Source organism: Streptomyces sp. LN549 (genome assembly GCF_043203805.1).
Classification (GTDB): domain Bacteria; phylum Actinomycetota; class Actinomycetes; order Streptomycetales; family Streptomycetaceae; genus Streptomyces.
In genome coordinates this window covers 7,527,258-7,552,846 of sequence record NZ_JAZHRI010000002.1, presented here as the reverse complement: position 1 = coordinate 7,552,846, position 25,589 = coordinate 7,527,258, and the positions used below count along the sequence as shown (strand labels likewise).

The following is a 25,589-nucleotide window of genomic DNA, read 5'->3' as shown; positions in this document are numbered from 1 at the left end:
ACGGGTGTCCGCTGTTGAGAGCAACCGTCCGTGGGACGGGGCCGGTTGGGGTGGTGTCCCGGGAGGGGCGGCTCGTGACCGGGCCCCTCCCGGAAGTTCAGAGCGAGAAGCAGGGGTCGAAGAACGTGCTCTCGGTTTCCGGAGCCAGGCCGCGGCTGGCGCGCCACTGGCGGTGCTGCTCCGACTCGGCGGCGGCCTGGCCGAGCAACTCGGCCTGGCGGGCGCCTGACAGGCCCGTGCTCGGTGTGGCCTGGTAGCCACCGAAGTGCGCGACCGGGCTCCACTGGGGACTGACCGGCGGAAGCTGCTCGTCAAGGCCCTCGTACTCGGCGGCGGCGTAGACGATCCGGCCGCCGACGACCGTCAGCAGGGACTCGATGTGGGCGATCTCCGGCTCGGGCACAGTGAAGTAGTCCTCGGACAGGACCGCGAAGTCGCCGAGGAAGCCCGGGCGCAGGACACCCTTGACACTCTCCTCGCCGGTCAGGGAGGCACCCGCCTCGGTGAACATCGCCAGCGCCGTCTGCCGGTCGACCCGGTTGTGCGGCGGGCGGACGATCAGGTCGCCGACGGTCCGGCCGGTGACCAGCCAGTGCAGGGCGATCCACGGGTTGTAGGTGGAGACCCGGGTGGCGTCGGTGCCGGCGCCGACCGTCAGGCCGCGCTCCAGCATGGCCCGGATCGGCGGGGCGTCCGCGGCTGCGCCGGGGCCGTAGCGGCTTACGAACGCCTCGCCCTGGAAGGACAGCCGGTTCTGCACGGACATGGCGCCACCGAGAGCCGCGACCCGGTCGAGGCTGTCTGCGGAAACGGTCTCCGCATGGTCGAACAGCCACCGGTTCCCGGCCGGGAAGAGCCCATCCGCGGCAAGCTTCTCAAATACAGCGAGGTCGCGGCGAATGGTCTCATCGTATGTGGCGTGCAGCCGGAATCCCCAGCCGTTCTCCATGAGGAGCCGTACAGCCTTCTCGAATTCCGATTCATAATCGGCGAGTTCCGGCCGCGGCTGGTTGAAGTTCTCGAAATCGGCCGCCGCCCAGGTGAGATTCTCTCCTGCGCCATTGAGGCGCAGCCATTCGTCCCCGTCCTCGGGCCGGGCCATTTCGATCCAGCGGGCAAGGTCCTCGACTTCCTGGCCGGCGGTCTGCGGGAAGAGATGATAGGCGATGCGCAGCGACAGTTGACCGGCCTTGGCCAGTTCGACGACCGTGCTGTAGTTGTCGGGGAAGTTCTGGAATCCGCCCGCCGCGTCGATCGCCGATGTGAGCCCGAACCTGTTGAGTTCGCGCAGGAAATGACGGGTGGAGGTCTTCTTGTCCTCGCCCTCCAGCACCGGGGCCTTGGCCAGCGTCGAATAGAGGATCAGGGCGCTCGGGGCGGCCAGCAGCATGCCCGTGGGCTCACCGTCCCGGCTCCGCACGATCTGGCCGCCCTTGGGGTCGGGAGTGTCCCTCGTGTATCCGGCGGCCTTGAGAGCCGCCCGGTTGAGCACCGCCGACTGGTACAGGTGCAGGACGAACACCGGAGTGTCCGGCGCGGCGGCGTTCAGTTCGGCGACGGTCGGCAGCCGCCGTTCGGCGAACTGCTCGGCCGACCACCCCCCCACCACCCGTACCCACTGGCCCTTCGGCGTTCGGGCCGCCTGCTCACGCAGCATCGCCAGTCCCTGGCGCAGCGTGGGGACGCCGTCCCAGCGCAGCTCCAGCACGTAGTTGAGTCCGCCTCGGATGACGTGGAGGTGGGAGTCGTTGAGGCCGGGAATCATCCGGCGGCCGAGGGCGTCGACCACCTTCGTGGCCGGGCCGACATGGGCAGCCACGTCCTTGTCGTCGCCGACGACGACGATGACACCGTCACGTATGGCGATGGACTCGGCCTTCGGGCGACCCGGGTCTCCGGTATGGATCTTCGCATTGCGGACGACGAGGTCCGCAGGGTTGTCGGTGGCGCTGGGAACCAGCCCACCGACCGGCATCGTGGACACCTTTCGACAACCTCCTGAGGCGTGAACAGCGTCGATTTCATCTGCATCGACTTCCAACGGGGAGAAAGCAACTGGCGGAAAAGGACCGGGACACTCGCGCTTACTGCGTCCATGCCCAGCCGAAGTAGATTCCGGGCGGGCTCTCATGCAATGCACAGGCCCGGGCCCCGGCGGCCCGCAACTTCTTCGCCATCAGGCTATTCCGAGCGCAAGCGTCCGAGTGTCCCGGTAGTGCACTGGATTCGTTCCTCGAGTGCACTGCCATCCCCCTCCATGCGCTGCGAGGTCAGCGCCAGTGCACTGGTGGTCAATCTCCGCCGCCTTCTGTGTTTTAGCGTGGTGAGCGACGGCCCCACAGATCCCTGTGTCTGCCCCGGAGTCGTTTCACCTTGCCGGAAAGACCGGCGCACCCCATGTAACTCAGGAGAATCACATGTCTGATGCCGTCGAGCCGGTTCAGCCGGTACTGGAGCCGGCAGCAGCCGCTTTCGCCGAAGCGACTGCCAATCCGCCCTACCTCTTCGACCTGCCGCCCGCCGAGGGGCGCAAAGCTGTCGACGAAGTGCAGTCGGGCGAGATCGACAAGCCGCTGATCGACGAGGAGTGGATCACTGTCCCGGGTGGTCCGACAGGCAGTGCCCGCGCACGCATCGTGCGCCCCGCCGGTGCGGAAGGGCCCCTGCCCGTCATCCTCTACATCCACGGCGCGGGCTGGGTGTTCGGCAACGCCCACACCCACGACCGCCTCGTACGGGAACTCGCCGTCGGCGCGAACGCCGCCGTGGTCTTCCCCGAGTACGACCTCTCCCCCGAGGCCCGCTACCCGGTCGCCATCGAGCAGAACTACGCGGTCGCGCAGTGGGTCGTCCAGCAGGGCGCTTCCAAGGACCTGGACGGCTCGCGGCTGGCCGTTGCCGGCGACTCCGTCGGCGGCAACATGAGCGCCGCGCTGACCCTGATGGCCAAGGAACGCGGCGACGTCCCCCTCGTGCAGCAGGTGCTCTTCTACCCGGTCACCGACGCGAACTTCGACACCGGCTCCTACCACCAGTTCGCGGAGGGCTACTTCCTGCGCCGCGACGGCATGCAGTGGTTCTGGGACCAATACACCACCGACGAAGCCGACCGCGCCCAGATCACCGCCTCCCCGCTACGGGCCACCACCGAACAGCTCACCGGCCTGCCCCCGGCTCTGGTCATCACCGGCGAAGCCGACGTCCTGCGCGACGAGGGCGAGGCTTATGCCAACAAGCTCCGCGAGGCCGGCGTCCCGGTCACCGCCGTCCGACTCCAGGGCATCATCCACGACTTCGTGATGCTCAACGCACTCCGCGGAACCCACGCCGCCGAGACAGCAATCACGCTGGCCATCGGCACCTTGCACACCGCACTCCACGCCGGCTGACACACGCTCTCACCTCGCACATTCACCGACAACAAGGAGAAGCACCCGACCATGACCACGTCTCCCCTCCCCACAGCAGTTCTCGTGCACGGAGCCTTCGCGGACGCCGCCAGTTGGACGGGGGTCATCGCGGAACTGCAGAACGACGGCATCTCTGTGGTGGCGCCGCCGAACCCGCTGCGCGGCCTGGAGTCCGACGCCGCGTACATCGCCTCCGTGGCTGCTCAGATCGACGGTCCCGTGGTGCTTGTCGGCCACTCCTACGGCGGGGCAATCATCTCCGTGGCAGGCGCCACGGAGAACGTCGTCGGGCTGGTCTACGTAGCGGCCTATGTCACCGAAGAGGGCGAGAGCCTGGGCGAGTTGCAGGGGCGCTTCCCCCTCTCGCCACTCGTCAGCAACCTGAAGGAGGCGACGTACCCCGTGGAGGGAGCGGGGCCTGCGGTCGAGGTCACCATCAAGGCCGAGGCGTTCCCGGACATCTTCGCCGCCGACGTCCCGGCCGCCGTCACCAAGGTCCTGGCGGCGACTCAGCGTCCGCTGGCCGCTTCGGCATTCACGGAGACGGCCTCGGCCGCCGCGTGGAAGACCAAGCCCTCCTGGGCACTCGTGGCCGGCGCGGACCGGGCCATCAACCCCGAGGTCGAGCGCTTCGGTGCGAAGCGGGCCGGCGCGACGATCGTCGAGATCGAGGGCGCCTCGCACGCCGTGGCCGTGTCCCGGCCCAAGGAGGTCGCCGCTCTGATCCGTGACGCGGTGCGCGCCACGAGCTGACATACCGGCGAAGGGCCGCGCGGCCGACTCCCCGGGAGTCGGCCGCGCGGCCCTTCGCTCTTGGCCCGGAATGAGATCTCGCTGCGCCTCCTTCATCTGCGCTCCACCGTGACCACCACGACCAGGACAGCCAGCAGCGCACCGACGGCGAGGGCGGGTGCCGGGGAGTATGCGGCCGGCAGGATGCCGACCGCGGCGGCGGGATACGGAATCCACTCGGCCGTGGTTCTTTGGTGGGGCCGGAGGTGTACGGCCCAGACCGTGATCAGGAAGACGGCCGCCGGGACAGTGACCGCCGCCCCGGCAGCCAACGGCGAGGCGTCCGTGCGACGAGTGACGTGATCCGCGTACGCGGCCAGGCCTGCTCCCTCGGCGGTCGCCGAGGCGAAGATCAGGTAGTGGCCGTAAGCCCAGGTGAACCTCCTGCGGTGGGACCGGTGCGTCGTGGCCAGCAGGGTGTGCGCGGGCTCGGCGAAGTACAGCCACCACATGGCGTATGCCATGAGCAGGCCGCCGACCGCCACCGCGTACAGCGAACCGGTGCCGTGGTTTCGGTCGAAGGCGCTCTGGACGGCGACGGTGGTGGCCGCGACGGACTCGCCGAGGACGATGAGGGTGAACAGTTCGTAGCGCTCGGCGATATGGCGTGGATGCCATGGCGTCATCCCGGCGGACTGTGCCCACACCGGGACGGCCACCTCGGCGACGAGCATGACGGCAATACCTGGCAGGCGCGCCGCGGCCGGGAGGCCGAGCAGTCCGACCCATCCGAACTGACAGGCAGTCACTCCGACGGCGAATCGCAGGGTGGTCGCCCTGTGAGCGGGGTCGGACCATGCGGCGCGCAGCCACAAGGCGGCCAACGCCGAGCGCAGCACGACGTATCCGAGGGTGATGACCCGCAGATCACCCTCCTCGAACGCGCTGGAGACGCCGGCGGCGAGCACGAGCGACCCCGTGATCTGGACCAGCACCGTCAACCGGTACGGGACGTCGTCGGTGTCGTAGGCGGAGGCGAACCAGGTGAAGTTCATCCACGCCCACCAGATGGTGAAGAAGACCAGCGCGAAGCGCAGGACGCCGATGGCGTACTCCCCGTCGGCCAGCGCCGCGTGCAGGCTCCTGGACGCCTGCGCCACCGCGATGACGAAGCACAGGTCGAAGAGGAGTTCCAGCGAGGTGGCGGGCCTGTGCGGCTCGCCCGGGTCGCGCCCCGCCATGGTGCGCCATCGCCTGGACATCGGGGCCGCCCGGCCGATCGGGCGGTGACTCAGTGGAGGCCTCCGAGCGCGGCCTCGACCGTTCGGTGGAAGGTCGGATACGTGTAGATCATGTGCTGGAGCCGATCGACGGGTATTGCGGCGTGGACGGCCACATTCAGCCCGTAGAGCACCTCGCCTCCCGCGGGACCCGCCGAGGTGGCGCCGACCAGTACGCCCCGGTCGGCGTCCTCGATGAGCTTGATGAACCCTTCGTTGCCCGGCCCGTGGATCCATCCGCGGGTGGAGGACGCGATGGTCAGCACACTGGTGCGCACCCGCAGCCCCCGCCCCCGCGCCTGCCGCTCGGTCAACCCGACGGCCCCGATCTCCGGATCGGTGAACGTGACGCGAGGCAGTGCCCGGTAGTCGGCATCGGGACCGGGTTCCCCGAGGATGTCCCTTACGGCGATCTGCGCCTGGTACATCGACACATGGGTGAAGGCGCCGCGGCCGGTGATGTCTCCCACCGCCCACAGCCCCTGCCCGGCCCGCATCTGCCCGTCCGTGGGAACGGCCCCCGCCGTGGGATCCAGCCCCACCGTGTCGACGGCCAGGGCTGCCAGGTCGGCGTGGCGCCCAGCAGCGACCAGAAGCCGTTCGGCACGCAGCGGCTCCGCGCCGCCACCCAGGCTGATGGTGAATTCGGTGCCGTCGTGGCTGACCTGCTGTGCCCGAGCACCCGTGAGTACGGTGACCCCGTCTGCCCGCAGGACCTCTGCGGCCAGCTCCCCGGCTTCCGGTTCCTCCTGCGACAGCAGCCGGTCCTGTCCCTCGATCACGGTGACCGCACACGTGAAACGGGCGAATACCTGGGCGAGTTCGACACCGATGGCTCCCCCGCCGAGAACGACCATCGACGCGGGCAGCTCCTTGGCGGCCATGGCGTCCCGGTTGGTCCAGTACGGCGTCGCCTCGAGCCCCGGTACCGAGGGAATCCTGGGCCGGGTGCCGGTGGCCAGCACGACACCGCGCCGGGCTTCCCACGTACGGTCGCCGACCGTCACCCGGCGCGGCCCGGCGAGGCGGCCCGTTCCCCGGACCAGCCGGCCGCCCTTGGCCACGAGACGGCCGGCGGCCACCCGGTCGTCCCAGTCGTCGGTTGCCTCGTCACGGATGCGACCGGCGACCCTGCCCCAGTCCGGAGTCACGACCGCCTCGCCGGCGAGGGCAGACATCCGGCCCGCCTCGGCAAGCAGGTTCCCGGCCCGAATCATCATTTTGCTGGGCACGCACGCCCAGTAGGGACACTCACCCCCGACGAGTTCCGCCTCGACCCCCACCACGTCCAGTCCGGCGTCGGCCAGGGTGCCCGCGACGTACTCACCCCCCGGCCCCAGCCCGACAACCACCACATCCGCCTGCTCGTTCGCGCTCATGCCTGCCTCTCCTGATCTCTCGTGCTCCACGCGTGCGTGGGCCGTCCCGCCGAAGCTAGACCGGGTCGGCCGGAGGCCCGAGTCCGCCGGCGCACGGGGGCTTGCCCGAGAGCGAACGACGCGCACCGGACGCTGCACGCAGTGCGCTGGCGGACGCCACTGCGTGCGCTACCCGGCAAGGCGTGCTCCGTCCGGGTACATAGCGTCACCTGAGTACGCACAGCACGGCAGCGCAGGAGGAAGACCATGACCACCAGTTCCAAGCCCGTGAGCAGCAGCCAGCCGCGGCTGCACCAGAAGGGCGTGGTGATCCAGGAGTTCGGCACCGTCAAGCAGTTCCCGATCGGCCTGTCCTACGAGGCGCGGATGTACTCCTGCCAGCGCCTGAACAAGGCCCTGGCGGACACGCAAATCCTCTACGGGCTCTACAAGAAGCATCACTGGCTGATGCGCGGCGCGACCTTCTATCAACTGCACCTGGTCCTGGACAAGCACGCAGGGGAGCAGCTCGAACTCATCGACACCATCGCCGAACGCGTCCAGTCCCTGGGCGGAGTCGCGGTGGGCGATGCCAGGCATGTCGCGGAGCTCACATCGATCCCTCGGCCCCCGGACGGGGTGGAGGAAGTGCCCGCCATGCTGGCACGGCTGCTGGAGGCTCACGAGGCCATCCTCATCGACGCGCACGACGCCGCCGCCCGGACCATCGAGCTGGGTGACGACGGCACGAACGACCTGCTGGTCTCACAGGTGATCAGGACCGGGGAGCTGCAGACGTGGTTCCTCGCCGAGCATCTGGTCGACACCCCACTGGTCCGCGCCTGACGGGCCGTTCGGCCGGCGATCGACGAGACATGGGACCGTGGCGGCAGGGGATGAACGAAGCCGTACGGTGCCGCGCCGGCCCCGTACGACGTAGCGAAGATCGAGGAACAAGGGATCATCTCCGGCGCCCCGGCTGCTGCCCCACGAAAGGATGGTGATGATGGCGTCGTCCTGGTGGACGATCGCCGGGACGACGCTGAACGGCGAGCTCCACCTACCGATGGCGCCCCGGTGGGGCCTCGTCGTCTCACGCGCTCTCACGCAGCTCACACCGACTCTGCCGACTCCCCGGACCGAGTCGCCCTGAGCTGGCACTACGCGCCCCATCCTGGATTGGCTGGACGCGCTTGGACGGTCTCTACGACACATGCCATGTGGTACCGAGGGAGGGGCCGATCACCAGGACTGGTGCGTCTTCTGGCCCGTCAAAGCGGTATTGCAGGGCATTCAGACTGGTCGACTGGATCTTCTTCCAGTGTTGGTGTCGGCGGTGGTCCGGCAGGCGACTGCGGCCCTGTTGCCATGGGCCGACCGCCTACCGGAGGAGCTGCTGCGCGGGCTCCTGGCCGAGAACCGTCGGCCCGGCGGAGAGCGCCCGGATCGAGATCCGTAACGTGGCCCGCCTGCTGGAGTGGCTCCGCGATGGCGGCACCACCCTGTCCACCTGCACCCAGGACCAGGTGGACGTGGGGCTCAGCCAGGGCCCCACCACCTGCGCCACCGTCCGCGGATTCCTGCTCTGGACCAGCGGACGTGGCCACAGCCGACCACTGACCGCGCCGGGGCGGCTCGTGCCAGATGTTCGCCATGACCCGGTGAGACCGAAGTGCAATATTCCTTTTCTGTATGGGGCGTTGACCTGGTTCACCCTCGGAGCTACCGTCATCCCAAATTTCGAACTGCGTACGAAATATCGAACGCATTGAAGTGTGCGGGGTTCCGGGATGACCCGCCGTGCCCTGTCAGGAAGCGAGCCCTGCCCATGTCCGAAAAGGTCACCGTACTGAACACCCTGAGCCGCCGGAACCTCCTGATGGGGCTGGGTGCGGCCGCCCTCGCCGTGCCGCTCGCGGCCTGTGGCGAGAAGAAGAAGCCCGGGGCCTCCGGCTCCGGGGACGGCAAGTCCAAGACGCTCACCTTCGGTTTCGCGCAGGTCGGGTCGGAGTCCGGCTGGCGGACGGCCAACACCACGTCCGTCAAGGATTCGGCGACGAAGGCCGGAATCACGCTCAAGTTCTCCGACGCGCAGCAGAAGCAGGAGAACCAGATATCGGCGATTCGTACGTTCATCTCGCAGAAGGTGGACGTCATCGGGTTCTCACCAGTCGTCGAGACCGGCTGGGACACGGTGCTCAAGGAAGCGAAGGACGCCGGGATCCCGGTGATCCTTTCCGACCGGGCCGTGGACTCCAAGGACGAGTCGCTGTACGTGACCTTCATCGGTTCCGACTTCGTCAAGGAGGGTGAGCGCGCCGGTCAGTGGCTGGTCGACGACACCAAGGAGGACGGCCCGTTCAACGTGGTGGTGCTCGAGGGGACGACCGGTTCCGCGCCCGCCAACGACCGCGCCGAGGGGTTCAAGAACATCGTCGGCAAGGACAACCGCTTCAAGATCATCGCGTCGCAGACGGGTGACTTCACGCGCGCCAAGGGCAAGGAGGTCATGGAGTCGTTCCTGAAGTCCCACAAGGACATCGACGTGCTCTTCGCGCACAACGACGACATGGCGATCGGCGCCATCCAGGCCATCGAGGAGGCCGGCAAGAAGCCCGGCACCGACATCCGGATCGTCTCCATCGACGGCATCAAGGAAGCCTTCCAGGCGATGGTCGACGGCAAGATCAACTGCGTCGTCGAGTGCAACCCGCTGATCGGCCCTCAGATCATGGACCTGGTGAAGAAGGTCGCCGCCGGCGAGAAGGTCGAGCGTCGCATCGAGTCCGAGGAAGGCGTCTTCACCCAGGACCAGGCGAAGGCCGAACTCCCCAACCGCAAGTACTGATCCGGACCTTCGAAGACGCGGAGTATCACCATGGCGGCGACGACCGCGACCGACACCCCGAGCCCCGTTCTCGAAGCGACGGGTGTGGTCAAGGAGTTCCTGGGTGTGCAGGCCCTCAAGGGGGTCGACTTCCGGCTCCATCCCGGGGAGGTGCACGCTCTGATGGGCGAGAACGGGGCCGGTAAGTCCACCCTGATCAAATGCCTCACCGGCGTGTACGAGGCGGAGGCCGGCACGATCAGGGTCAAGGGCGCCGAGGTGTCCTTCACCGGGCCGCTGCAGGCGCAGGGCAGCGGCGTCGCCACCGTGTACCAGGAGATCAATCTCTGCCCGAGCCTCTCCGTCGCGGAGAACGTCCTCCTCGGACGCGAACCGCTACGGTTCGGCGGAATGATCCACTGGAAGGAACTGCGCAAGCGGGCCAGGGCATTGATGGCCCGTCTCGAACTCGACGTCGACGTCTCCGCCTCGCTCGGCAGCCAGCCGCTCGCCGTGCAGCAGATGGTCGCCATCGCGCGCGCCGTCGACGTCGACGCCTCCGTCCTCATCCTGGACGAACCCACCTCCAGCCTCGACGCCGAGGAGGTCAAGCGGCTCTTCCGGGTGATGCGGCGACTGCGCGAGGAGGGTGTCGCCATCCTCTTCGTCTCCCACTTCCTGGAGCAGATCTACGAGATCAGCGACCGGATCACCGTCCTGCGGGACGGCCGGCTCATCGGGGAGTGGACGGTCGCCGAACTGCCGCGCCGCGAACTGGTCGGCAAGATGCTCGGGCAGGAGCTCAGCGCGCTCGAGGCCGAGGAGCACAACGCGCCGCGTGACGTGGTCGAGACGGCCGCCGCCGAGGCGTTCGTCACCGCGCGCGGGGTCGGGCGGAAGGGGGCCGTCGCCCCCTTCGACCTGGACCTGGCGCCGGGCAAAGTCACCGGGCTCGCCGGGCTGCTCGGCTCGGGACGGAGCGAGACCGCCCGCCTCTTCGCCGGCGCCGACCGCTCCGACAGCGGGCAGCTCACCCTCGGCGGCCAGGACGTCTCGCTGCGCTCGCCGCGAGCGGCGATCGACAAGGGGATCGCGTACCTCTCGGAGAACCGTCGGACCGACGGCCTGATCCCCGATCTCACCGTCCGCGAGAACATCGTCCTCGCCCTCCAGGCCGCGCACGGCTGGGCCCGCCCGCTTGCGACGAAGCGCAAGGACGAACTCGTCGACAAGTGGATGGAAGCCCTCGACATCCGGCCGCGCAACCCCGACCTGCCGGTCCGCAACCTCTCCGGTGGCAACCAGCAGAAGGTGCTGCTCGCCCGCTGGCTGCTCACCGAACCGAAACTCCTCATCCTCGACGAGCCCACCCGCGGCATCGACATCGGCGCCAAGACGCAGATCCTGCGCCTGGTCGCTGAACTCGCCGACGGCGGCATGGCCGTCCTCTTCGTCTCCGCCGAACTCGAAGAGGTCCTCCGCCTGTCCGACACCGTCGCCGTCCTGCGCGACCGCGAACTCGTCGCTACTCTGCCGAACGACGCCGGCCTGACCACCGACCGTTTGATGGAGGTCATCGCCACCGGGGCCGCAACCGCTGACAGCGGCGCCGGAGTTACCGGAGCCACCTCATGACCAGCTTCCGGGCGCTCGCCGCCCATCGCCTCTTCTGGCCGCTCGCCCTGCTCGTACTGCTCCTCCTCATCGCCGTCGTCAACGACCCCGGCTTCTTCGCGGTCCGCGTCCAGGGCGGTCACCTCTACGGCAGCCTCATCGACATCATCCGGCTCTCCGCTCCGCTCGGGCTGGTCGCCTTCGGCATGACGCTCGTCATCGCCCTGCGCGGCATCGACCTCTCGGTCGGCGCGGTCGTCGCCATCGGCGGCGCGGTCGCCTGCACGCAGATCGCGGGCCTGGTGGACCAGGGTTCGGTCGGCGGAGTGCTCTCCGCCGTCGGCCTCGCGCTCGGGCTCTCGCTCGTCGCGGGCCTGTGGAACGGGGTACTGGTCGCCGCCGTCGGCATCCAGCCGATCATCGCGACCCTGGTCCTGATGGTCGCCGGGCGCGGCATCGCGCAGATGATCACCGACGGTCAGATCGTCACCGTCTCCTCCGACCCGTACCACCTCATCGGCGGCGGCTACGTCCTCGGCCTCCCCTTCTCCTCCATCGTCGCGGGCCTGAGCATCGGCCTGGTGACGCTGCTCGTCCGCCGCAGTGCGCTCGGTGTGCTGATCGAGTCGGTCGGAGGCAACCCCGAGGCCAGCCGCCTGGCCGGCATCAAGTCGCGCGGCATGATCATCGGGGCGTACGCCTTCTGCGGTCTCTGCGCGGGCGCCGCCGGCCTGATGATCTCCTCCAACATCTCCGGCGCGGACGGCAACAACGCCGGCCTCTGGATCGAACTCGACGCCATCTTCGCCGTCGTCATCGGCGGTACGTCACTGGTCGGCGGCCGCTTCTACCTCGGCGGTACGGTCGTCGGCGTCCTCGTCATCCAGACCATGACACAGGTCGTCCTCTCGCTCGGCCTGCCCTCCGAGACGACGCTCGTCGTCAAGGCCGTCGTGGTCACCGCGGTCTGCCTGCTCCAGTCGCCCGCCTACCGGGCCGCCCTCCGGGCCCGCTTCCTGCGGCGACGCGAGGTGGTGGCCGCCGCGAACGGCGGGCCGGCCACCACCGCCGAAGTCCCCGACCCGCGCGCGTCGTCCGCTGCGTCCGCCACACCCGCCGAGGTCCAGAAGCCATGAGCGCTCCCACCGCCACTCCTCCCACCCCCGCCCTGGAGCGCCTCCGGCTCGCGGTCTCCCACCGGCGCGGCTACGTCCCGGTCGCCTCGACCGCCCTCCTCCTGGTCGTTCTGCTCCTGGCCGGCAACTCCCGCTACTACGGCTTCCTCGACACCCAGGTCCTGCTCAACATCTTCATCAACAACGCGGGCCTGCTCGTCCTCGCCGTCGGAATGACCTTCGTGATGCTGACCGGCGGCATCGACCTCTCGGTCGGCGCGATGGCGGCGCTCTCCACGATGATCTGCGCCTGGCTGACGGAGACGAACGGCTGGCCGCCCCTCGTATCAATCCTGGTGGCCCTCCTGGCCGGCGCCGTTCTCGGCAAGACCATGGGCCACATGGTCCACGACTACGGCGTGCAGCCCTTCATGGCCACTCTCGCGGGCATGTTCCTCGCCCGCGGCCTCTGCTTCGTCATCTCCACCGAATCCATCTCCATCAGCGACCCCTTCTTCGCCTCGGCCGCCCAATACCGCATCACCGTCGGCTCCGCCTTCATCACCTGGAGCGTCGTCATCGCCTTCGCGGTCGTCGCGATCGCCTACACCGTCCTGCATTACACCCGCTTCGGCCGCGGCGTCTACGCGGTCGGTGACAACCCCCAGTCCGCCGAACTCATGGCTCTCCCGGTCCGCCGCACCGTCCTCTCCGCCTATACGGTCTCGGGCGTCTGCTCCGCCCTCGGCGGCGTCCTCTTCACCTTCACCACCCAGTCCGGCTACAGCCTCAACCTCCTCGGCGGCGAACTCGACACCATCGCCGCCGTCGTCATCGGCGGCACCGTCCTCACCGGCGGCTCCGGCTACGTCCTCGGCACCGTCCTCGGCGTCACCGTCCTCGGCGTCATCCAGACCATCGTCACCTTCGAGGGCACCCTCTCCTCCTGGTGGACCAAGATCGTCACCGGCGTCCTCCTGCTGAGCTTCGTCCTGCTCCAGCGGGTGCTCACCGCCCGCCGGACGACGTAGTTCGTTCATTCCGTACAGGAAGGGGCGCGGTCCGGATCTCCCGGCCGCGCCCCTTCCTGTACGTCGGTCGAATTGGCGGTCCCGGCCAGGGGGCCGCCATGACCGGCTACGGTCCGGTTCGTAGCCGTGGACGGACGGCCACTCCCGGGGCGGCATCCAGCGATGAGTTCCGATGCGAAGAGAAACCTGTAGCCGCGATCGCAAATCCACCGCTCCCGCGAGCATCACACGGCCACGAACTGCGTGAAAAGCCGAACGCGTCAGACGTTCAAGCACGGCCGAACTCACGGCGAAGCCCAACCAGAGCACTCCAGTGGGGCCTCGCCTCCTGGCTTCAGGAGAGGCCCCGCCTGGCCCATCAGCAAGTCCCTCGCCCTATCACCGATGCCGTCACACACGTCCTGTCACACGCCTGTCACCAACACCGTCGACGCAGCTGGACCACCAAATCCAAACCCGCGTGAACAGCATCGAATTGGACCACCTGGACGCCAGAAGACGGTTCTGCCTACGTGTGCCGGGTGGTACCGAGGGAGGGGCCGATCACCAGGACTGGTGCGTCTTCTAGCCCGTCAAAGCGGTATTGCAGGGTGTTCGTAGTCGTCTCACTCACACGACCACGCTCCCACGTCTCACATGTGCCCACTCGACCACCACCACGGCGGTCTATTTTGCAATCCGCGCCCCTGCGCAAGCCCGCCATCGCGCCCCATTTCGCCATCGAATCCTCGTAGGAACGTATGCGCTACCTTCCAGCCCTCCTGTTCCCCGCCGAACAGCAAGACCCGCTGCAGCCGACGCCACCGCTTGCAGTGAACCAGGGCACCTGAGATGGCGAGCGAACCAGGCCAGATCATTTGAGAAAGGGCGAGATCGACAGAGACGGGACAGGTCCGGCAAGCCCCTCCGAACAGCCAATCCCCCTTCGAGCACCAGCGAACCAAGGTCCACGTCGCATTGGATCTCTACCTTCGCCTCACGGATCGCAGAGTTCGGACCGCGTGCGTCGATCGCTGGCAGACTTCACTACTCGGTGATACCGTGTAGTGGTACTTGGTAGTACGCAGTACCGAAGGAGCTGAGGAGGACTCGCGATGGACGACCTGACGGAGATGCTGAAGGGCACGCTCGAAGGGTGCGTGCTCGAGATCATCGGCAGCGAGGAAACCTACGGGTACGCCATCACCCGCCGGCTGAACGAACTCGGCTTCGCCGACGTCGTCGAGGGGACGGTGTACACCATCTTGCTGCGGCTGGAGAGGAACAAACTCGTCCAGGTGACGAAACGACCGTCCGGGGTCGGTCCGCCGCGCAAGTTCTACGCGCTCAACGACGCCGGACGCGAGGAACTCGCGACGTTCTGGGCGAAATGGCAGTACGTCTCATCACGCATCAACAAGCTCAAGGAGGGCGGGAGATGAACTTCTGGGAAAAGATCACAGGCAGCGATCTCACCAGGGAATGGAAGGCATTCGAAGCCCGGGCCGAGGCCCTGCCGGACGACTACCGGGCGGCGTGGGGACAGATCATCGCCCACCTCTTCCCCTATGGGGACTTCACCGGCCGCAACCTGATGCCGATCCTGGACTCGGCCCTGGGGCTGCTCGAAGTAGCAGCGGCGGACGGGCAAAGCGTCCACGAAGTACTGGGCGACGACATCGGAGGCTTCTGCACCGCGCTAGCCGGCGGCGAAGGGGCCCGAACCTACCGCGACCGGTGGCGCGAGCAGTTGAACAGGAACGTCGCAAGGAAACTGAGCCGGCTGGGAGGCTGACGTGAGCATCCAGGACATCATCGAAGGCAAGAAGCAGTGGCGGGCACACACCGCTCGGGTCAAGGCACTCCCGCCGGACTACCAGATCGTCTACAAGGAGATGCAGAAGTACCTGTTCAAGGTCGGACCGGTCGACCTGCCCGACGGGCCCCTGCTCCCCGGGATCGTCGACTTCTTCGAGGAGGGCGCCGCGGAGGGCAAGGGGGTCCTGGAACTCATCGGCGAGGACGTCGCCGCGTTCTGCGACGAACTGGTCAAGGACTCACGCACCTATGCGGACGTCTACCAGGAGTCCATCAGCGGGAAACCCGGCACGGCCGAGAAGTAACACCCGCGCCTCATGCCAGTGGGCGTAGCCCGCACGTGCGGTTCGTTCGACCTGGCACAGTGCGAACAGGCGCGGGCCGACCGGCCGCCGGAAGCCACTGCAGACCCGGTCCACCGAGGTGTTTGAGCAGGCTGGCGCTACTTGGCTCAGCCCTGCCACGCCTCCGACGAGCAGATCTCCGGCGGCGGGCCGCTCGACACCATCGCCCAAGACGACACGACTGACGTGTTGTACGGACAGTCACTCAATCCTGCTTCCGAAGCAGCTTCCAATTCCCCTGTGTCTTCAGCCTCCGAAAGGAAGCCATCATGCCTTCATCTGTCATGTCCACGCCCAGGCAAGGTGACGGTCATCCGTCGCCGCCCGCCATCTCCGCCGTCGGGCTTCGCAAGTCATATGGCGACAAGCTCGTCCTCGACGGTATCGATCTGCACATCCCGGCCGGGTCTGTGTTCGCGCTGCTCGGCCCGAACGGCGCCGGCAAGACCACCGCCGTCAAGATCCTGTCTACGCTCATCACCGCCGACGCCGGTGACCTGCACGTGGGCGGGCACAATCTGGGCGCCGACCCACAGGCGGTCCGTGCCGCGATCGGTGTCACCGGGCAGTTCTCCGCCGTCGACGGGCTGATCACCGGCGAGGAGAACATGCTCCTCATGGCGGACCTGCACCACCTGTCCAAACGCGAGGGGCGGCGGGTCGCCGCCGAACTCCTGGAGCGCTTCGACCTGGTGGAGGCTGCCAAGAAGCCCGCATCGACCTACTCCGGCGGCATGAAGCGCCGCCTCGACATCGCGATGACGCTGGTCGGCAGCCCGCGGATCATCTTCCTCGACGAACCGACCACCGGACTCGACCCCCGCTCCCGACACAACATGTGGGGCATCATCCGCGGCCTCGTAGCCGACGGTGTGACCGTCTTCCTCACCACCCAGTACCTGGAGGAGGCCGACGAACTCGCCGACCGCATCGCTGTGCTGAACGACGGCAAGGTCGCCGCCGAGGGAAGCGCCGAGGAGCTCAAGCGGCGCATCCCGGGCGGGCACATCCGGCTCCGCTTCACCGACCCGGTCGCGTACCAGTCCGCCGCTGACGCCCTCTGCGAGGCCACCCGGGACGACGAGGCCCTGTCGCTGCAGATCCCCAGCGGCGGCACCCAGCGCGAGCTGCGCGCCATTCTCGACTGGCTGGACTCCGCCGGCATCGAGGCCGACGAGCTGACCGTGCACACTCCCGACCTCGACGACGTGTTCTTCGCCCTGACCAGCTCCACCCTGCCGAGCCAGACCGACCAGTCCAAGGAGACAGTCCGATGAGTGCCCTCTCACTCGCCGTCCGCGACTCGTCCACCATGCTGCGCCGCAACCTCCTGCACGCATGGCGCTACCCGTCCGGGACCCTGAACCTGCTGCTCACGCCGATCATGATGTTGCTGCTCTTCGTCTACATCTTCGGCGACGTGATGAGCGCAGGCATGGGGGGCGGTGGTGCGAACCGCTCCGAGTACATCGCCTATATCGTCCCCGGCCTGTTGCTGATGACCGTCGGCAGCACCGTGATCGGGGCCGCGGTGTCCGTCAGCGTGGACATGACCCAGGGCCTCACCGCCCGCTTCCGCACGATGGCGATCTACCGGGGCTCCCTGCTCGTCGGGCATGTCGTCGGCGGTGTACTGCAGTGCGTGATGAGTGTGGTCCTCGTCGGCGCCGTCGGGGTGGCCATGGGCTTCAGGTCCACGGACGCCACGGCACTGGAGTGGATCGCGGCGTTCGGGCTGATCACGCTGTTCGCCCTGGCACTCACCTGGATCGCGGTCGGCATGGGCGCGGCCAGTCCCAACCCCGAGGCGGCCGGCAATACGGCCATGCCGCTGATCCTCCTGCCGCTCATCTCCAGCGCATTCATCCCGGCCGGCACGATGCCGGGCTGGTTCCAGCCGATCGCCGAGTACCAGCCCTTCACCCCTGCCATCGAGACCCTCCGTGGTCTCCTCCTCGGCACCGAGATCGGTAACCATGGCTGGATCGCGATCGCCTGGTGCGTCGGCCTGATCGCGCTCGGCTATCGCTGGTCGACGGCGCAGTTCAACCGCGACCCGGAATGAGTGCACGGGCTGTCTTCGGCAGCTCGTCCCGCCACAGGAGGGCGAACTCCGGGACCGAGTCGAGATCCTGAAGGTTCAGCAGGATCATGGGGCCCATTCGCCGCGCGCCCGAGCGAAGCGGGTAGCGGTCGAATTGCGCCTCTCGTCTGGAGGGTCGGCGCAGCATGACCGCTTCAGCACACCGCCTTCGAACGGTGTCGTCCAACTGGTGCGGCACCAAAGGGAATTCTGGGCTGAGAGTGCGGGCGCGCCGATGGGCTACGGCACACTCATCTGGCCTTCGCCGCAGCTGGACCCGGATGGAACGGTGCGAGAGGTTGGCGATGTCGGAGCGCGGGCGTGCATGCGCAGTCGAGTCCCTCAGCCGACGTGGACGCGGGGGCGGCGGTCGCGGTCCGGTTCCGCCTCGCGCAGGATTTCTCGGGTGACGGGGGCGACTTCGCCCTGGCCCAGGAGGAAGAAGCGGAGGAAGTTGGCGAAGGGGTTGCCCTCGGTCCACTCGAAGTAGATGTGGGGGCGGATGCCGGTGAGGTCGCGGGAGTGGAGCAGGAGGGCGGCCAGCGCGTTGGGGATGGAGGAGCTCTGCACCGTCAGGACTCGGTAGCGGTCGTGAAGAACTTCGCCGCGTACGGTCAGCTCGGCCTCGAACTCGGAGGGGTCGGTCACGGTGACCTCGACGAAGACGAAGTCTTCGGTGGTGGGGAGGTCGTTGTCGGCGCGGATCTGTTCGATCTTGTCGCGGTACTCGGCGATGTCGCGGCGGTCAGGCTCGTTGGCAATGAATCGGTCGGTGCGGTGTGAGATGTTGCGGACGAATCGTTCGGCTGTCTCGTCCAGCTCGACGCGGGTGACACGCAGTTCGAAGGCGCGGCCGAGGCGGGAGAGCAGGGAGATGAGCATGATTCCGGCGATGAAGCAGGCACCGATCTTTACGCCGTCGGGGCGCTCGATGATGTTGAGGACTGTGGTGTAGAAGAAGACGGCCGAGATGACGGCGAAGCCGATGGTCCAGCCGCGCTGGCCGGCCTTGCGGGCTGCGATCGTCACCGCGGTGGCGGCGGAGGAGATCAGCACCAGGACGCCGGTGGCGTACGCGCCGCCCTGGGCGTCGACGTCGGCGTCGAAGAGCCACGTCACGAGGAATGCGACGAGCGTGAAGACGATGACCATGGGTCGCACGGCGCGGGCCCAGTGCGGGGCCATGCCGTAGCGGGGAAGGTAGCGGGGCATCAGGTTGAGCAGTCCGGCCATGGCCGAAGCCCCGGCGAACCAGAGGATGGCGATGGTCGAGGCGTCATAGACGGTGCCGAATGTGTTGCCGAGGTACTCGTGCGCGAGATAGGCGAGTGCGCGGCCGTTGGCTTTGCCGCCGGACTCGAACTCCTCGTGCGGGATGAGGACGGTGGTGATGAAGCTGGTGGTGATCAGGAAGACGCTCATGATCATGGCGGCGGTCGTCAGGAGCTTCTTGGTGTCCCGGATCCGGCCGGTGGGCTTCGCCTCCGTGTCACCGGGATCACCCTTCACATGCGGCATGACGGCGACGCCGGTCTCGAAGCCTGAGAGGCCGAGGGCGAGTTTGGGGAAGACGAGCAGGGCGACACCGACCATGGCGAAGACGTTGCTGTGTTCGGCGGTCAGGGCCGAGCTCCAGTCGGTGACGACGTGGCCGTTGGTCATCACGTGCCACAGGCCGGTGATCACGACGACCGCATTCAGGGCGAGGTAGATCCCGACGAGGACGACCGCGACGCCGATGGCCTCCAGGAAGCCCTTGAGGAACACCGCGCCGAGCAGCGCGATCAGCACGAGGGTGATGATCACCTGCTTGTTGTGGAGGGCTTCCTCCAGGTGCGGGTTCTCCACCAGGTGGGTAGAGGCGTCGGCTGCCGACAGTGTGATGGTGATGAGGAAGTCGGTGGCAGCGAAGCCGAGGAGGGTGAGGACAAAGAGTTTGCCCTTCCAGAAAGACAGCAGCCGCGACAGCATCGCGATCGAGCCTTCTCCGTGCGGGCTCTCCTCTGCCACCCGCCGGTAAACGGGAAGTGCGCCGGCCAGAGTGACGATCACGAGGACGATCGTTGCGATGGGCGAGAGGAGCCCGGCTGCCAGGGCAGCGATACCGGGCTGATACCCGAGGGTGGAGAAGTAGTCGACACCGGTGAGGCACATCACCCGCCACCAGCGCTGTCCCTGATGCCCGGACTCCGGGGCCGGCTCCATGGGCCGGGAGGGCTTGCCCTTGCCCATGTCGGAGAGGCCCTCCAGCATCCATGCGCGCAATCGTCCGGTGCCCGCGTCCTGCGTGGATGCCATGGGGTGGTACTCCTGAGCTGCTGCTGGATGGGGTGCCGTCCAGCCTCCGGACGGCCGGGCCAGCGTAAGCAGTGCGTCTACGACCGAGCGGAGCGGGCGCGTCAGGAGAGCGTCAAGATGCACCGGTCGGGCTCATCCGTATCGCCCGCCGACCGAGGGTGTCGACGACGAAATCATGGGCGGTGGCCGAGTTTCGGCGGGCGGGCCTGAATGCTCTCCAACACATGTACCACCCTGTGCCCGCACCCGTGCGCACTGAGTCACGCGTAGCGTGGTGCGCGAATGAGTGTGTCCAGTCGCTGCCACGCCGGGGACGAGGCGTTCACCGTGCTCTGAATGAGGGCGGGGATCTCGGAGGTGGCATCCAGCTCGGGCGGTTCGTCAGGCCCGTAGCGTTCCCGGGTCGCCTCGGCGATTCGGCGGGCGAGATCGTCGATGCGGGGATCGTCGGCGCTGAGGTCGTGCGCCGTGTCATATTCCAGGAAGAGCTGCCGAAGCGCCGGGTCTGCCAGGGTCTCGGCCTGGTCGTGGAACAGGTTGCCCGCGCCCTCCGGGTGAGTGGCGAACACGAGGATCCACAGGTCACGTTGCAGACCCACCCAACGAGGCGAGAATCCCCAGTGGGACAGGCGGTCAAGGTGGGCATCGACCTCGGTGGGCAGCGGTGCCAGATGCCCGGCTTCAAGGTGCCGCAGCCGCCCCTGCGTCGTCTGCAGGCCACGGATGCGCTCGGTGAGCTCCTCTTCGATCTCACGCAGCGCGTGCCGGAACGCCTTGTCGTTCGCTGATCTCAGGTCTCGGATGCGGGCCAGGGGGACACCGGCCTCGGCGAGCGTCCGGATCTTGATCAGGTCGATGGCGTCATTGGCGCTGTATCGCCGGTACCCGGACGCATCACGGTTGGGCTCGGCGAGCAGTCCCTTGTCGTGATAGACGCGAATGGTCTTGATCGACACTCCGACGTACCTGGCCAACTGCCCGATGGTGATCACCAGTCCATCGTCCCACTTGACCTTTCCCTAAGGGCAAGGTTGCAGTATGGCGTCATGGCGAACATGGATATCGATCGGGAGACACTGCGTGAGCTGGCCGATGAGGGCAACGAGACCGCGCTGGACCGGCTGGCCGACCTCGCCGATGCAGCCGGTGACTCTTGGAGCTGAGCGAGCTATTGGACGAAGGATCCATGCGCGCCGGGCTTCTGCTCACCCGACACGCGGCCTCGACCGGCGACCTGCGCGAGCTGCAACGGATCTCCGACGCGGGGTACGACGAGGCCGGAAATGAGCTGGACCGGCTACTGAAGGCGCCGGCCGACGGGCACCGAGCCTGACGATCCAACCGCCGGGTTCGCTCTGCTGCCCGGGCCGTAGCGCGAGCCGTGGCCCCAGCCAATGCGTGTGTGTGCGACAGGCGCCACGGGTTACCACCGGCGTCGAACCGTGAGTGGGTTGCTGAGCCGGATCACGGCCTGCCCGTCCGCTGATGGCTCCCGCTGCCCCGCAGCGATCAGGATCAGAGTCGCGTCAAGGTCGTCGGGCCTGGCCCCTCAACCGTCGGCTCACGGCCGATGCTGATCGGAAGCACCCGTCGCCGCAGCCGCGCAGGAAAGCCCCCGCGGCCAGGCGCGTGTGCGGCGTGAGGAGGCGCCTGCGGTGACGGTATCGGAAGTGGGACGGGGAAGGCTCAAGGTCTTCCTCGGAGCAGCCCCCGGCGTCGGCAAGACCTACCGGATGCTCGACGAGGGACACCGCAGGGCGCAACGGGGCACCGATGTCGTGGCGGCCTTCGTGGAATGCCACCGCCGCCCCCTCACCGAGGAACGGCTCAAAGGACTGGAGGTCCTCCCCCGCGCCACGGGCACGCACCGCAGCGGCAGACACGTCGACCTGGACCGCGAAGCCGTGCTGCGCAGACGCCCTCAGGTGGCACTCATCGACGAGCTCGCTCACTCCAACCTCCCCGGCGGCCGGCACGCCAAGCGCTGGCAGGACATCGAGCAGCTTCTTGCCTCCGGCATCGACGTCGTCACCACTGTCAACATTCAGCACCTGGAGTCCCTCAGCGATGTCGTCGAGAGGATCACCGGTGTTCCGCAGCGGGAGACCGTCCCCGACGATGTGGTGCGCCGCGCCGATCAGATCGAACTCGTCGACATTCCGGCCGAGGCGTTGCGTCGCCGGATGGCGCACGGGAACATCTGCGAAGCGGAGAAGATCGACGCCGCGCTGGCCAACTACTTCCGGCCGGGAAACCTCACCGCATTGCGGGAGTTGGCGCTGCTGTGGGTGGCGGGTCGAGTCGACGAGGCTCTGCAGAAGTACCGGTCCGAACAGGGCATAGACCGCGTCTGGGAGACCCGCGAACGCGTTGTCGTGGCGCTGACCGGTGGCGCAGAGGGTGAGACGCTCATCCGCCGTGCGGCCCGGATCGCCGACCGCAGCGCGGGCGGTGACCTGCTGGCTGTGCACATCGTCCGCAGTAACGGGATGAGCGGCGGTGCCTCGTCGGCGTCGCTGGCTCGTCAACGGGCGCTCGTCGAAAGTCTCGGTGGCAGCTACCACTCGGTTGTGGGCGACGACGTGGCCACCGCGTTGTCCGAGTTCGCGCAGGCCGAGAACGCTACGCAGCTGGTGGTCGGCACCAGCAGGCGCAGGCGGCTGGAGCGGTTCCTCACCGGTCGCGGCGTCGGCGAAACGATCGTCGAGCTGTTGCAGGACATCGACGTGCACATGGTCACCCACGAGCGCGTCGGCGGAGGCCGGCTGCTGCCTTCGCGGCGGCGCACCTTGCCGACCGCACGGCTCATCGCAGGGCCGGTGTCGGGCCTGGTCCTGCCGGTGGCTCTGACGTGCTTGCTGGCCGGCAGTCGGGGCAGCCTCAACCTGACGAGTGAGGCCCTGCTGTTCCTCGTCGTGGTGGTGGGGGTGGCGTGCGTCGGCGGGGTGGTGTCCGCGCTCGTCGCCTCGGTGACGGCGTCCTTGCTGCTCAACTACTGGTTCATACCGCCGATCGGTGAGTTCACGATCGCCGAGCCCAACAACATCCTCGCGCTCGTGGTCTTCGCGATCGTCGCGGCCACGGTGGCCGCGATCGTCGACCGGTCGCTGCGCCTGTCGCGCCGAGCGGCCCGAGCCACCGCCGAGGCGGAGACGCTGTCCTCGTTGGCGGGATCCATCGTCCGCGGGGACCAGACAGTCCCGGTTCTGCTCGAACGTACGCGAGAGACCTTCTCAATGGCTTCCGTCGAACTGCTCGAGCAACCGGTGGCGGAGGACGACGCCATCAACGTGCCGGTCGGCCCGGACGCTCACCTGGTGCTGCGGGGCCGCACCCTGCCCGCATCCGAGCTGCGTGTCCTGACGGCCTTCACCGCGCATGTGGCCGCGGCTCTCGAGCGCGCTCGTCTCGTCGAGGCCGCCGCCGAGGTCGAGCCCGTGAGGGCGGCCGACCGCATGCGTACGGCGCTGCTCGCCGCCGTCAGCCACGACCTGCGCACACCCCTGGCGGCCGGCTGGGCCGCCATCAGCTCCCTGCGCAGCACCGAGGTCGACTTCAGCGACGAGGACCGGGCCGAGCTGCTGATGACCGCCGAGGAGTCCATGGCCCGGCTGAACCGACTGGTCGACAACCTCCTCGACATGAGCCGGCTCCAGGCGGGAGCCCTCAGCCTGAACCTGCGCGCGACCACTCTCGACGAGGTGCTTCCAGCGGCTCTGGACTCGCTGCCCTGCGACCCGGCCGATGTAGCCGTCCGCATCCCCAACGGTGTGCCGCCCGTCGTGGCGGACCCGCCCCTGCTGGAACGCATCATCGCCAATGTCGTCGGGAACGCCGTCCGGTATACCCCGCCGGGCCGACCGGTCGTGATCACCGCAAGCACGCTGGCCGACCGGGTCGAGTTCCGCATCATCGACCGTGGACCCGGCCTGCCGGTCACCGAGCGTGATCGGGCGTTCGTACCTTTTCAGCGGCTGGGCGACACCGACAACACGACCGGGGTCGGACTCGGCCTCGCTCTCGCGCGGGGCCTGGCCGAGGCCATGAGCGGCACCCTTACGCCGGAAGACACCCCTGGTGGCGGGCTGACCATGGCGCTGTCGCTCCCCGCCGCCATGCAGGAGTTCTCGTGAAACACGCGCTCGTGGTCGACAACGAACCCCGCATGCTCGACCTCCTGAGCACGGCGCTCCGGGCCCGTGACTGCTCGGTGTCCACGGCACCGAACGCCGGAACCGCCCTGCACCTCGCCGCAAGGTGCCCGATGGACATCGTGATTCTCGACCTGGCTCTGCCCGACCTGAACGGCCTCGAAGTCATCCGATCTCTGCGGGCGTGGAGCTCGGTGCCCGTCATCGTCGTGTCGGGAAGGACCGGCATCAACGACCGAATCGAGGCACTGGACGCCGGAGCGGACGATTACCTCACCAAGCCCTTCGCGGTCGACGAGCTCGCCGCCCGGATCCGCGCCGTCCTGCGCAGGCCCCAGCCCCTGGCAAACCCCCCTGAGCCTGTGGCTCTGGGGCCGTACGCCGTCGACCTCGCCGAGTACACCGTCACCCGCAGACCTGATGCGCCTCCCGAACCGGCAACCGCGGACCGGGTGCACTTGACACCGACCGAGTGGCGCGTTCTGCGTGCGCTGCTGCGCTCTCCCGGGCGGCTGGTGACGGGACAGTCGCTCCTCATCGAGGTCTGGGGTGACGCTCCCCGCAAGAACTCTCACTATCTGCGTGTGTACATGGCCACGTTGCGGCGGAAACTGGAAGCCGATCCCGCTGATCCGCAGCATCTGATCACCGAAGCCGGTCTCGGCTACCGCTTCCGGCGGTGACGGAGCAAGGTGGAAGACAGAGCTCAGGAGGCATTCATGTCCGGTATTCCGCTGCGGGACAAGGCCGTTCTGGCTGCGGCGCTGGTCGGTCCGCTCGCCGTGGCCGGGATCCTGGTGCCATTTCGAACACACTTGACCAGCACCAACGGTGCCCTGATCCTCGTCGTGGTCGTCGTGGCGATCGCCGCCGCCGGAAACCGGGCTGCGGGACTGCTGGCCGCGCTGTCGGCCGCCGTCTGGTTCGACTTCTTCCTCACCGCGCCCTATCAGCGTTTCGCCATCGACGACAGCGACGACATCCAGACAGCGGTCCTTCTCCTAGTGGTCGGTCTGATCGTCTCGCAGCTGGCGGTACACGCCCGAAGGCTCCAGGTGATCGCCATCACCGACGCCGACCATCTGGCCACCATCCGCGAGACCGCGCAGCTGGCACGGTCCACCACGTCGCCCGACGCGGTGGTCGACCATGTCCGGGGCGAACTGATCCGGCTGCTCGAACTGCAGGGCTGCCGGTTCGAGTACGGAACGCTGCTGGGGCGCCCGCCACGGCTCGAACAGAACGGCAACGTGGTCGCCGGACGGCGCTTGTGGGACAGCACCCGGGGAAGCTGGCCGCAGGAGGAGATCGAGTTGCGCGCGACCGGCAACGGCCACTACTACGGCAGGTTCATGCTTCTGCCGACTGCCGGCACGGAGCCCGCCCCGTTGCAGGCGAGACTGGTGGCGGTGACCCTGGCCAACCTGACGGGGACCGCCCTCGCGACGATCGACGCCATGGGCCGCAGTTGACAGGCCCGTAACCGGAGAGCGCTGGCCCCATACGCAACGTTGATGCCGAACTTCCGTACGCCCGGGATTCAGGGGCC

Annotated in this window: 21 protein-coding genes; 16 read left to right on the top strand and 5 right to left on the bottom strand. The window is 68.0% G+C overall.

Annotation, left to right across the window (positions count from 1 at the left end; genetic code table 11):
- Positions 1-97 precede the first annotated feature (97 nt).
- Entirely contained in the window at positions 98-1,975 is a 1,878-nt protein-coding gene (locus SH922_RS33710) for an amidohydrolase (protein WP_393063758.1), read from the bottom strand.
- Between the two features lie 442 nt (positions 1,976-2,417).
- On the opposite strand from SH922_RS33710, the gene SH922_RS33705 reads away from it, so the two are divergent.
- Both SH922_RS33705 and SH922_RS33700 read left to right on the top strand, forming a co-directional pair.
- Positions 2,418-3,389 (top strand): alpha/beta hydrolase, encoded by a 972-nt coding sequence (locus tag SH922_RS33705; RefSeq protein WP_393062346.1) that lies wholly within the window; start codon positions 2,418-2,420, stop codon positions 3,387-3,389.
- 51 nt (positions 3,390-3,440) lie between these two features.
- A complete protein-coding gene (locus SH922_RS33700; protein ID WP_393062345.1) occupies positions 3,441-4,163 on the top strand; it encodes an alpha/beta fold hydrolase in 723 nt (240 codons plus the stop codon).
- Between the two features lie 92 nt (positions 4,164-4,255).
- On the opposite strand, the gene SH922_RS33695 is transcribed toward SH922_RS33700, so the two are convergent.
- Positions 4,256-5,404, bottom strand: coding sequence for a low temperature requirement protein A (locus SH922_RS33695; RefSeq protein WP_393062344.1), 1,149 nt, complete (start codon positions 5,402-5,404; stop codon positions 4,256-4,258).
- A gap of 29 nt (positions 5,405-5,433) precedes the next feature.
- Entirely contained in the window at positions 5,434-6,801 is a 1,368-nt protein-coding gene (locus SH922_RS33690; RefSeq protein WP_393062343.1) for a dihydrolipoyl dehydrogenase family protein, read from the bottom strand.
- Between the two features lie 246 nt (positions 6,802-7,047).
- Here SH922_RS33690 and SH922_RS33685 point away from each other — a divergent pair, with 246 nt between their 5' ends.
- The 10 genes from SH922_RS33685 (at position 7,048) to SH922_RS33640 (ending at position 17,573) form a co-directional block, all read left to right on the top strand.
- Positions 7,048-7,626 carry a Dps family protein gene (locus tag SH922_RS33685; protein WP_393062342.1) on the top strand — a complete coding sequence of 193 codons (579 nt, stop codon included), beginning with the start codon at positions 7,048-7,050 and terminating at the stop codon, positions 7,624-7,626.
- Between the two features lie 982 nt (positions 7,627-8,608).
- Entirely contained in the window at positions 8,609-9,628 is a 1,020-nt protein-coding gene (locus SH922_RS33680) for an ABC transporter substrate-binding protein (protein WP_393062341.1), read from the top strand.
- A gap of 30 nt (positions 9,629-9,658) precedes the next feature.
- Complete coding sequence (locus tag SH922_RS33675; RefSeq protein WP_393062340.1) at positions 9,659-11,242, top strand: sugar ABC transporter ATP-binding protein; 1,584 nt, start codon at positions 9,659-9,661, stop codon at positions 11,240-11,242.
- Positions 11,239-12,357 (top strand): ABC transporter permease, encoded by a 1,119-nt coding sequence (locus SH922_RS33670; RefSeq protein WP_393062339.1) that lies wholly within the window; start codon positions 11,239-11,241, stop codon positions 12,355-12,357. The genes SH922_RS33675 and SH922_RS33670 overlap by 4 nt, the downstream gene beginning before the upstream one ends.
- Positions 12,354-13,367 (top strand): galactofuranose ABC transporter, permease protein YjfF, encoded by a 1,014-nt coding sequence (yjfF, locus tag SH922_RS33665; protein WP_393062338.1) that lies wholly within the window; start codon positions 12,354-12,356, stop codon positions 13,365-13,367. Before SH922_RS33670 ends, yjfF begins: the two co-directional genes overlap by 4 nt.
- A 1,094-nt stretch (positions 13,368-14,461) precedes the next feature.
- Positions 14,462-14,788: a PadR family transcriptional regulator gene (locus tag SH922_RS33660; RefSeq protein ID WP_393062337.1), complete on the top strand. Its 327-nt coding sequence runs from the start codon at positions 14,462-14,464 to the stop codon at positions 14,786-14,788.
- On the top strand, positions 14,785-15,141 hold the full coding sequence (locus SH922_RS33655; RefSeq protein ID WP_393062336.1) for a DUF1048 domain-containing protein: 357 nt from the start codon (positions 14,785-14,787) through the stop codon (positions 15,139-15,141). Before SH922_RS33660 ends, SH922_RS33655 begins: the two co-directional genes overlap by 4 nt.
- Before the next feature lies 1 nt (position 15,142).
- Positions 15,143-15,469: a DUF1048 domain-containing protein gene (locus SH922_RS33650; protein ID WP_393062335.1), complete on the top strand. Its 327-nt coding sequence runs from the start codon at positions 15,143-15,145 to the stop codon at positions 15,467-15,469.
- A gap of 308 nt (positions 15,470-15,777) precedes the next feature.
- Positions 15,778-16,785 (top strand): ATP-binding cassette domain-containing protein, encoded by a 1,008-nt coding sequence (locus SH922_RS33645; protein WP_393062334.1) that lies wholly within the window; start codon positions 15,778-15,780, stop codon positions 16,783-16,785.
- A complete protein-coding gene (locus SH922_RS33640; RefSeq protein WP_393062333.1) occupies positions 16,782-17,573 on the top strand; it encodes an ABC transporter permease in 792 nt (263 codons plus the stop codon). Before SH922_RS33645 ends, SH922_RS33640 begins: the two co-directional genes overlap by 4 nt.
- A 360-nt stretch (positions 17,574-17,933) precedes the next feature.
- Here the strand turns inward: SH922_RS33640 and SH922_RS33635 are convergent, their stop codons facing one another.
- Positions 17,934-19,889 carry an amino acid transporter gene (locus tag SH922_RS33635; protein ID WP_393062332.1) on the bottom strand — a complete coding sequence of 652 codons (1,956 nt, stop codon included), beginning with the start codon at positions 19,887-19,889 and terminating at the stop codon, positions 17,934-17,936.
- A 260-nt stretch (positions 19,890-20,149) separates the two neighbouring features.
- Positions 20,150-20,881 (bottom strand): MerR family transcriptional regulator, encoded by a 732-nt coding sequence (locus tag SH922_RS33630; RefSeq protein ID WP_393062331.1) that lies wholly within the window; start codon positions 20,879-20,881, stop codon positions 20,150-20,152.
- Positions 20,882-21,075: 194 nt separating this feature from the next.
- Between SH922_RS33630 and SH922_RS33625 the strand changes: the two genes are divergently transcribed.
- The 4 genes from SH922_RS33625 to SH922_RS33610 all read left to right on the top strand — a co-directional run bounded on the left by SH922_RS33625 (position 21,076) and on the right by SH922_RS33610 (position 25,512).
- On the top strand, positions 21,076-21,222 hold the full coding sequence (locus SH922_RS33625; RefSeq protein ID WP_393062330.1) for a hypothetical protein: 147 nt from the start codon (positions 21,076-21,078) through the stop codon (positions 21,220-21,222).
- Positions 21,223-21,544: 322 nt separating this feature from the next.
- Positions 21,545-24,022: an ATP-binding protein gene (locus SH922_RS33620; protein WP_393062329.1), complete on the top strand. Its 2,478-nt coding sequence runs from the start codon at positions 21,545-21,547 to the stop codon at positions 24,020-24,022.
- A complete protein-coding gene (locus SH922_RS33615; protein ID WP_393062328.1) occupies positions 24,019-24,723 on the top strand; it encodes a response regulator in 705 nt (234 codons plus the stop codon). The genes SH922_RS33620 and SH922_RS33615 overlap by 4 nt, the downstream gene beginning before the upstream one ends.
- A gap of 36 nt (positions 24,724-24,759) precedes the next feature.
- Entirely contained in the window at positions 24,760-25,512 is a 753-nt protein-coding gene (locus tag SH922_RS33610) for a DUF4118 domain-containing protein (RefSeq protein ID WP_393062327.1), read from the top strand.
- Positions 25,513-25,589: the final 77 nt, after the last annotated feature.

Bases quoted from the DNA above. Each gene is read 5' to 3' on its own strand.
- SH922_RS33660 (WP_393062337.1), top strand. From the start codon at position 14,462: ATGGACGACCTGACGGAGATGCTGAAGGGCACGCTCGAAGGGTGCGTG.
- SH922_RS33655 (WP_393062336.1), top strand. From the start codon at position 14,785: ATGAACTTCTGGGAAAAGATCACAGGCAGCGATCTCACCAGGGAATGG.
- yjfF (WP_393062338.1), top strand. From the start codon at position 12,354: ATGAGCGCTCCCACCGCCACTCCTCCCACCCCCGCCCTGGAGCGCCTC.
- SH922_RS33705 (WP_393062346.1), top strand. From the start codon at position 2,418: ATGTCTGATGCCGTCGAGCCGGTTCAGCCGGTACTGGAGCCGGCAGCA.
- SH922_RS33610 (WP_393062327.1), top strand. From the start codon at position 24,760: ATGTCCGGTATTCCGCTGCGGGACAAGGCCGTTCTGGCTGCGGCGCTG.
- SH922_RS33635 (WP_393062332.1), bottom strand. From the start codon at position 19,889: ATGGCATCCACGCAGGACGCGGGCACCGGACGATTGCGCGCATGGATG.
- SH922_RS33690 (WP_393062343.1), bottom strand. From the start codon at position 6,801: ATGAGCGCGAACGAGCAGGCGGATGTGGTGGTTGTCGGGCTGGGGCCG.
- SH922_RS33695 (WP_393062344.1), bottom strand. From the start codon at position 5,404: ATGTCCAGGCGATGGCGCACCATGGCGGGGCGCGACCCGGGCGAGCCG.
- SH922_RS33625 (WP_393062330.1), top strand. From the start codon at position 21,076: ATGCGCGCCGGGCTTCTGCTCACCCGACACGCGGCCTCGACCGGCGAC.
- SH922_RS33670 (WP_393062339.1), top strand. From the start codon at position 11,239: ATGACCAGCTTCCGGGCGCTCGCCGCCCATCGCCTCTTCTGGCCGCTC.
- SH922_RS33675 (WP_393062340.1), top strand. From the start codon at position 9,659: ATGGCGGCGACGACCGCGACCGACACCCCGAGCCCCGTTCTCGAAGCG.
- SH922_RS33645 (WP_393062334.1), top strand. From the start codon at position 15,778: ATGCCTTCATCTGTCATGTCCACGCCCAGGCAAGGTGACGGTCATCCG.
- SH922_RS33680 (WP_393062341.1), top strand. From the start codon at position 8,609: ATGTCCGAAAAGGTCACCGTACTGAACACCCTGAGCCGCCGGAACCTC.
- SH922_RS33685 (WP_393062342.1), top strand. From the start codon at position 7,048: ATGACCACCAGTTCCAAGCCCGTGAGCAGCAGCCAGCCGCGGCTGCAC.
- SH922_RS33640 (WP_393062333.1), top strand. From the start codon at position 16,782: ATGAGTGCCCTCTCACTCGCCGTCCGCGACTCGTCCACCATGCTGCGC.
- SH922_RS33700 (WP_393062345.1), top strand. From the start codon at position 3,441: ATGACCACGTCTCCCCTCCCCACAGCAGTTCTCGTGCACGGAGCCTTC.
- SH922_RS33710 (WP_393063758.1), bottom strand. From the start codon at position 1,975: ATGCCGGTCGGTGGGCTGGTTCCCAGCGCCACCGACAACCCTGCGGAC.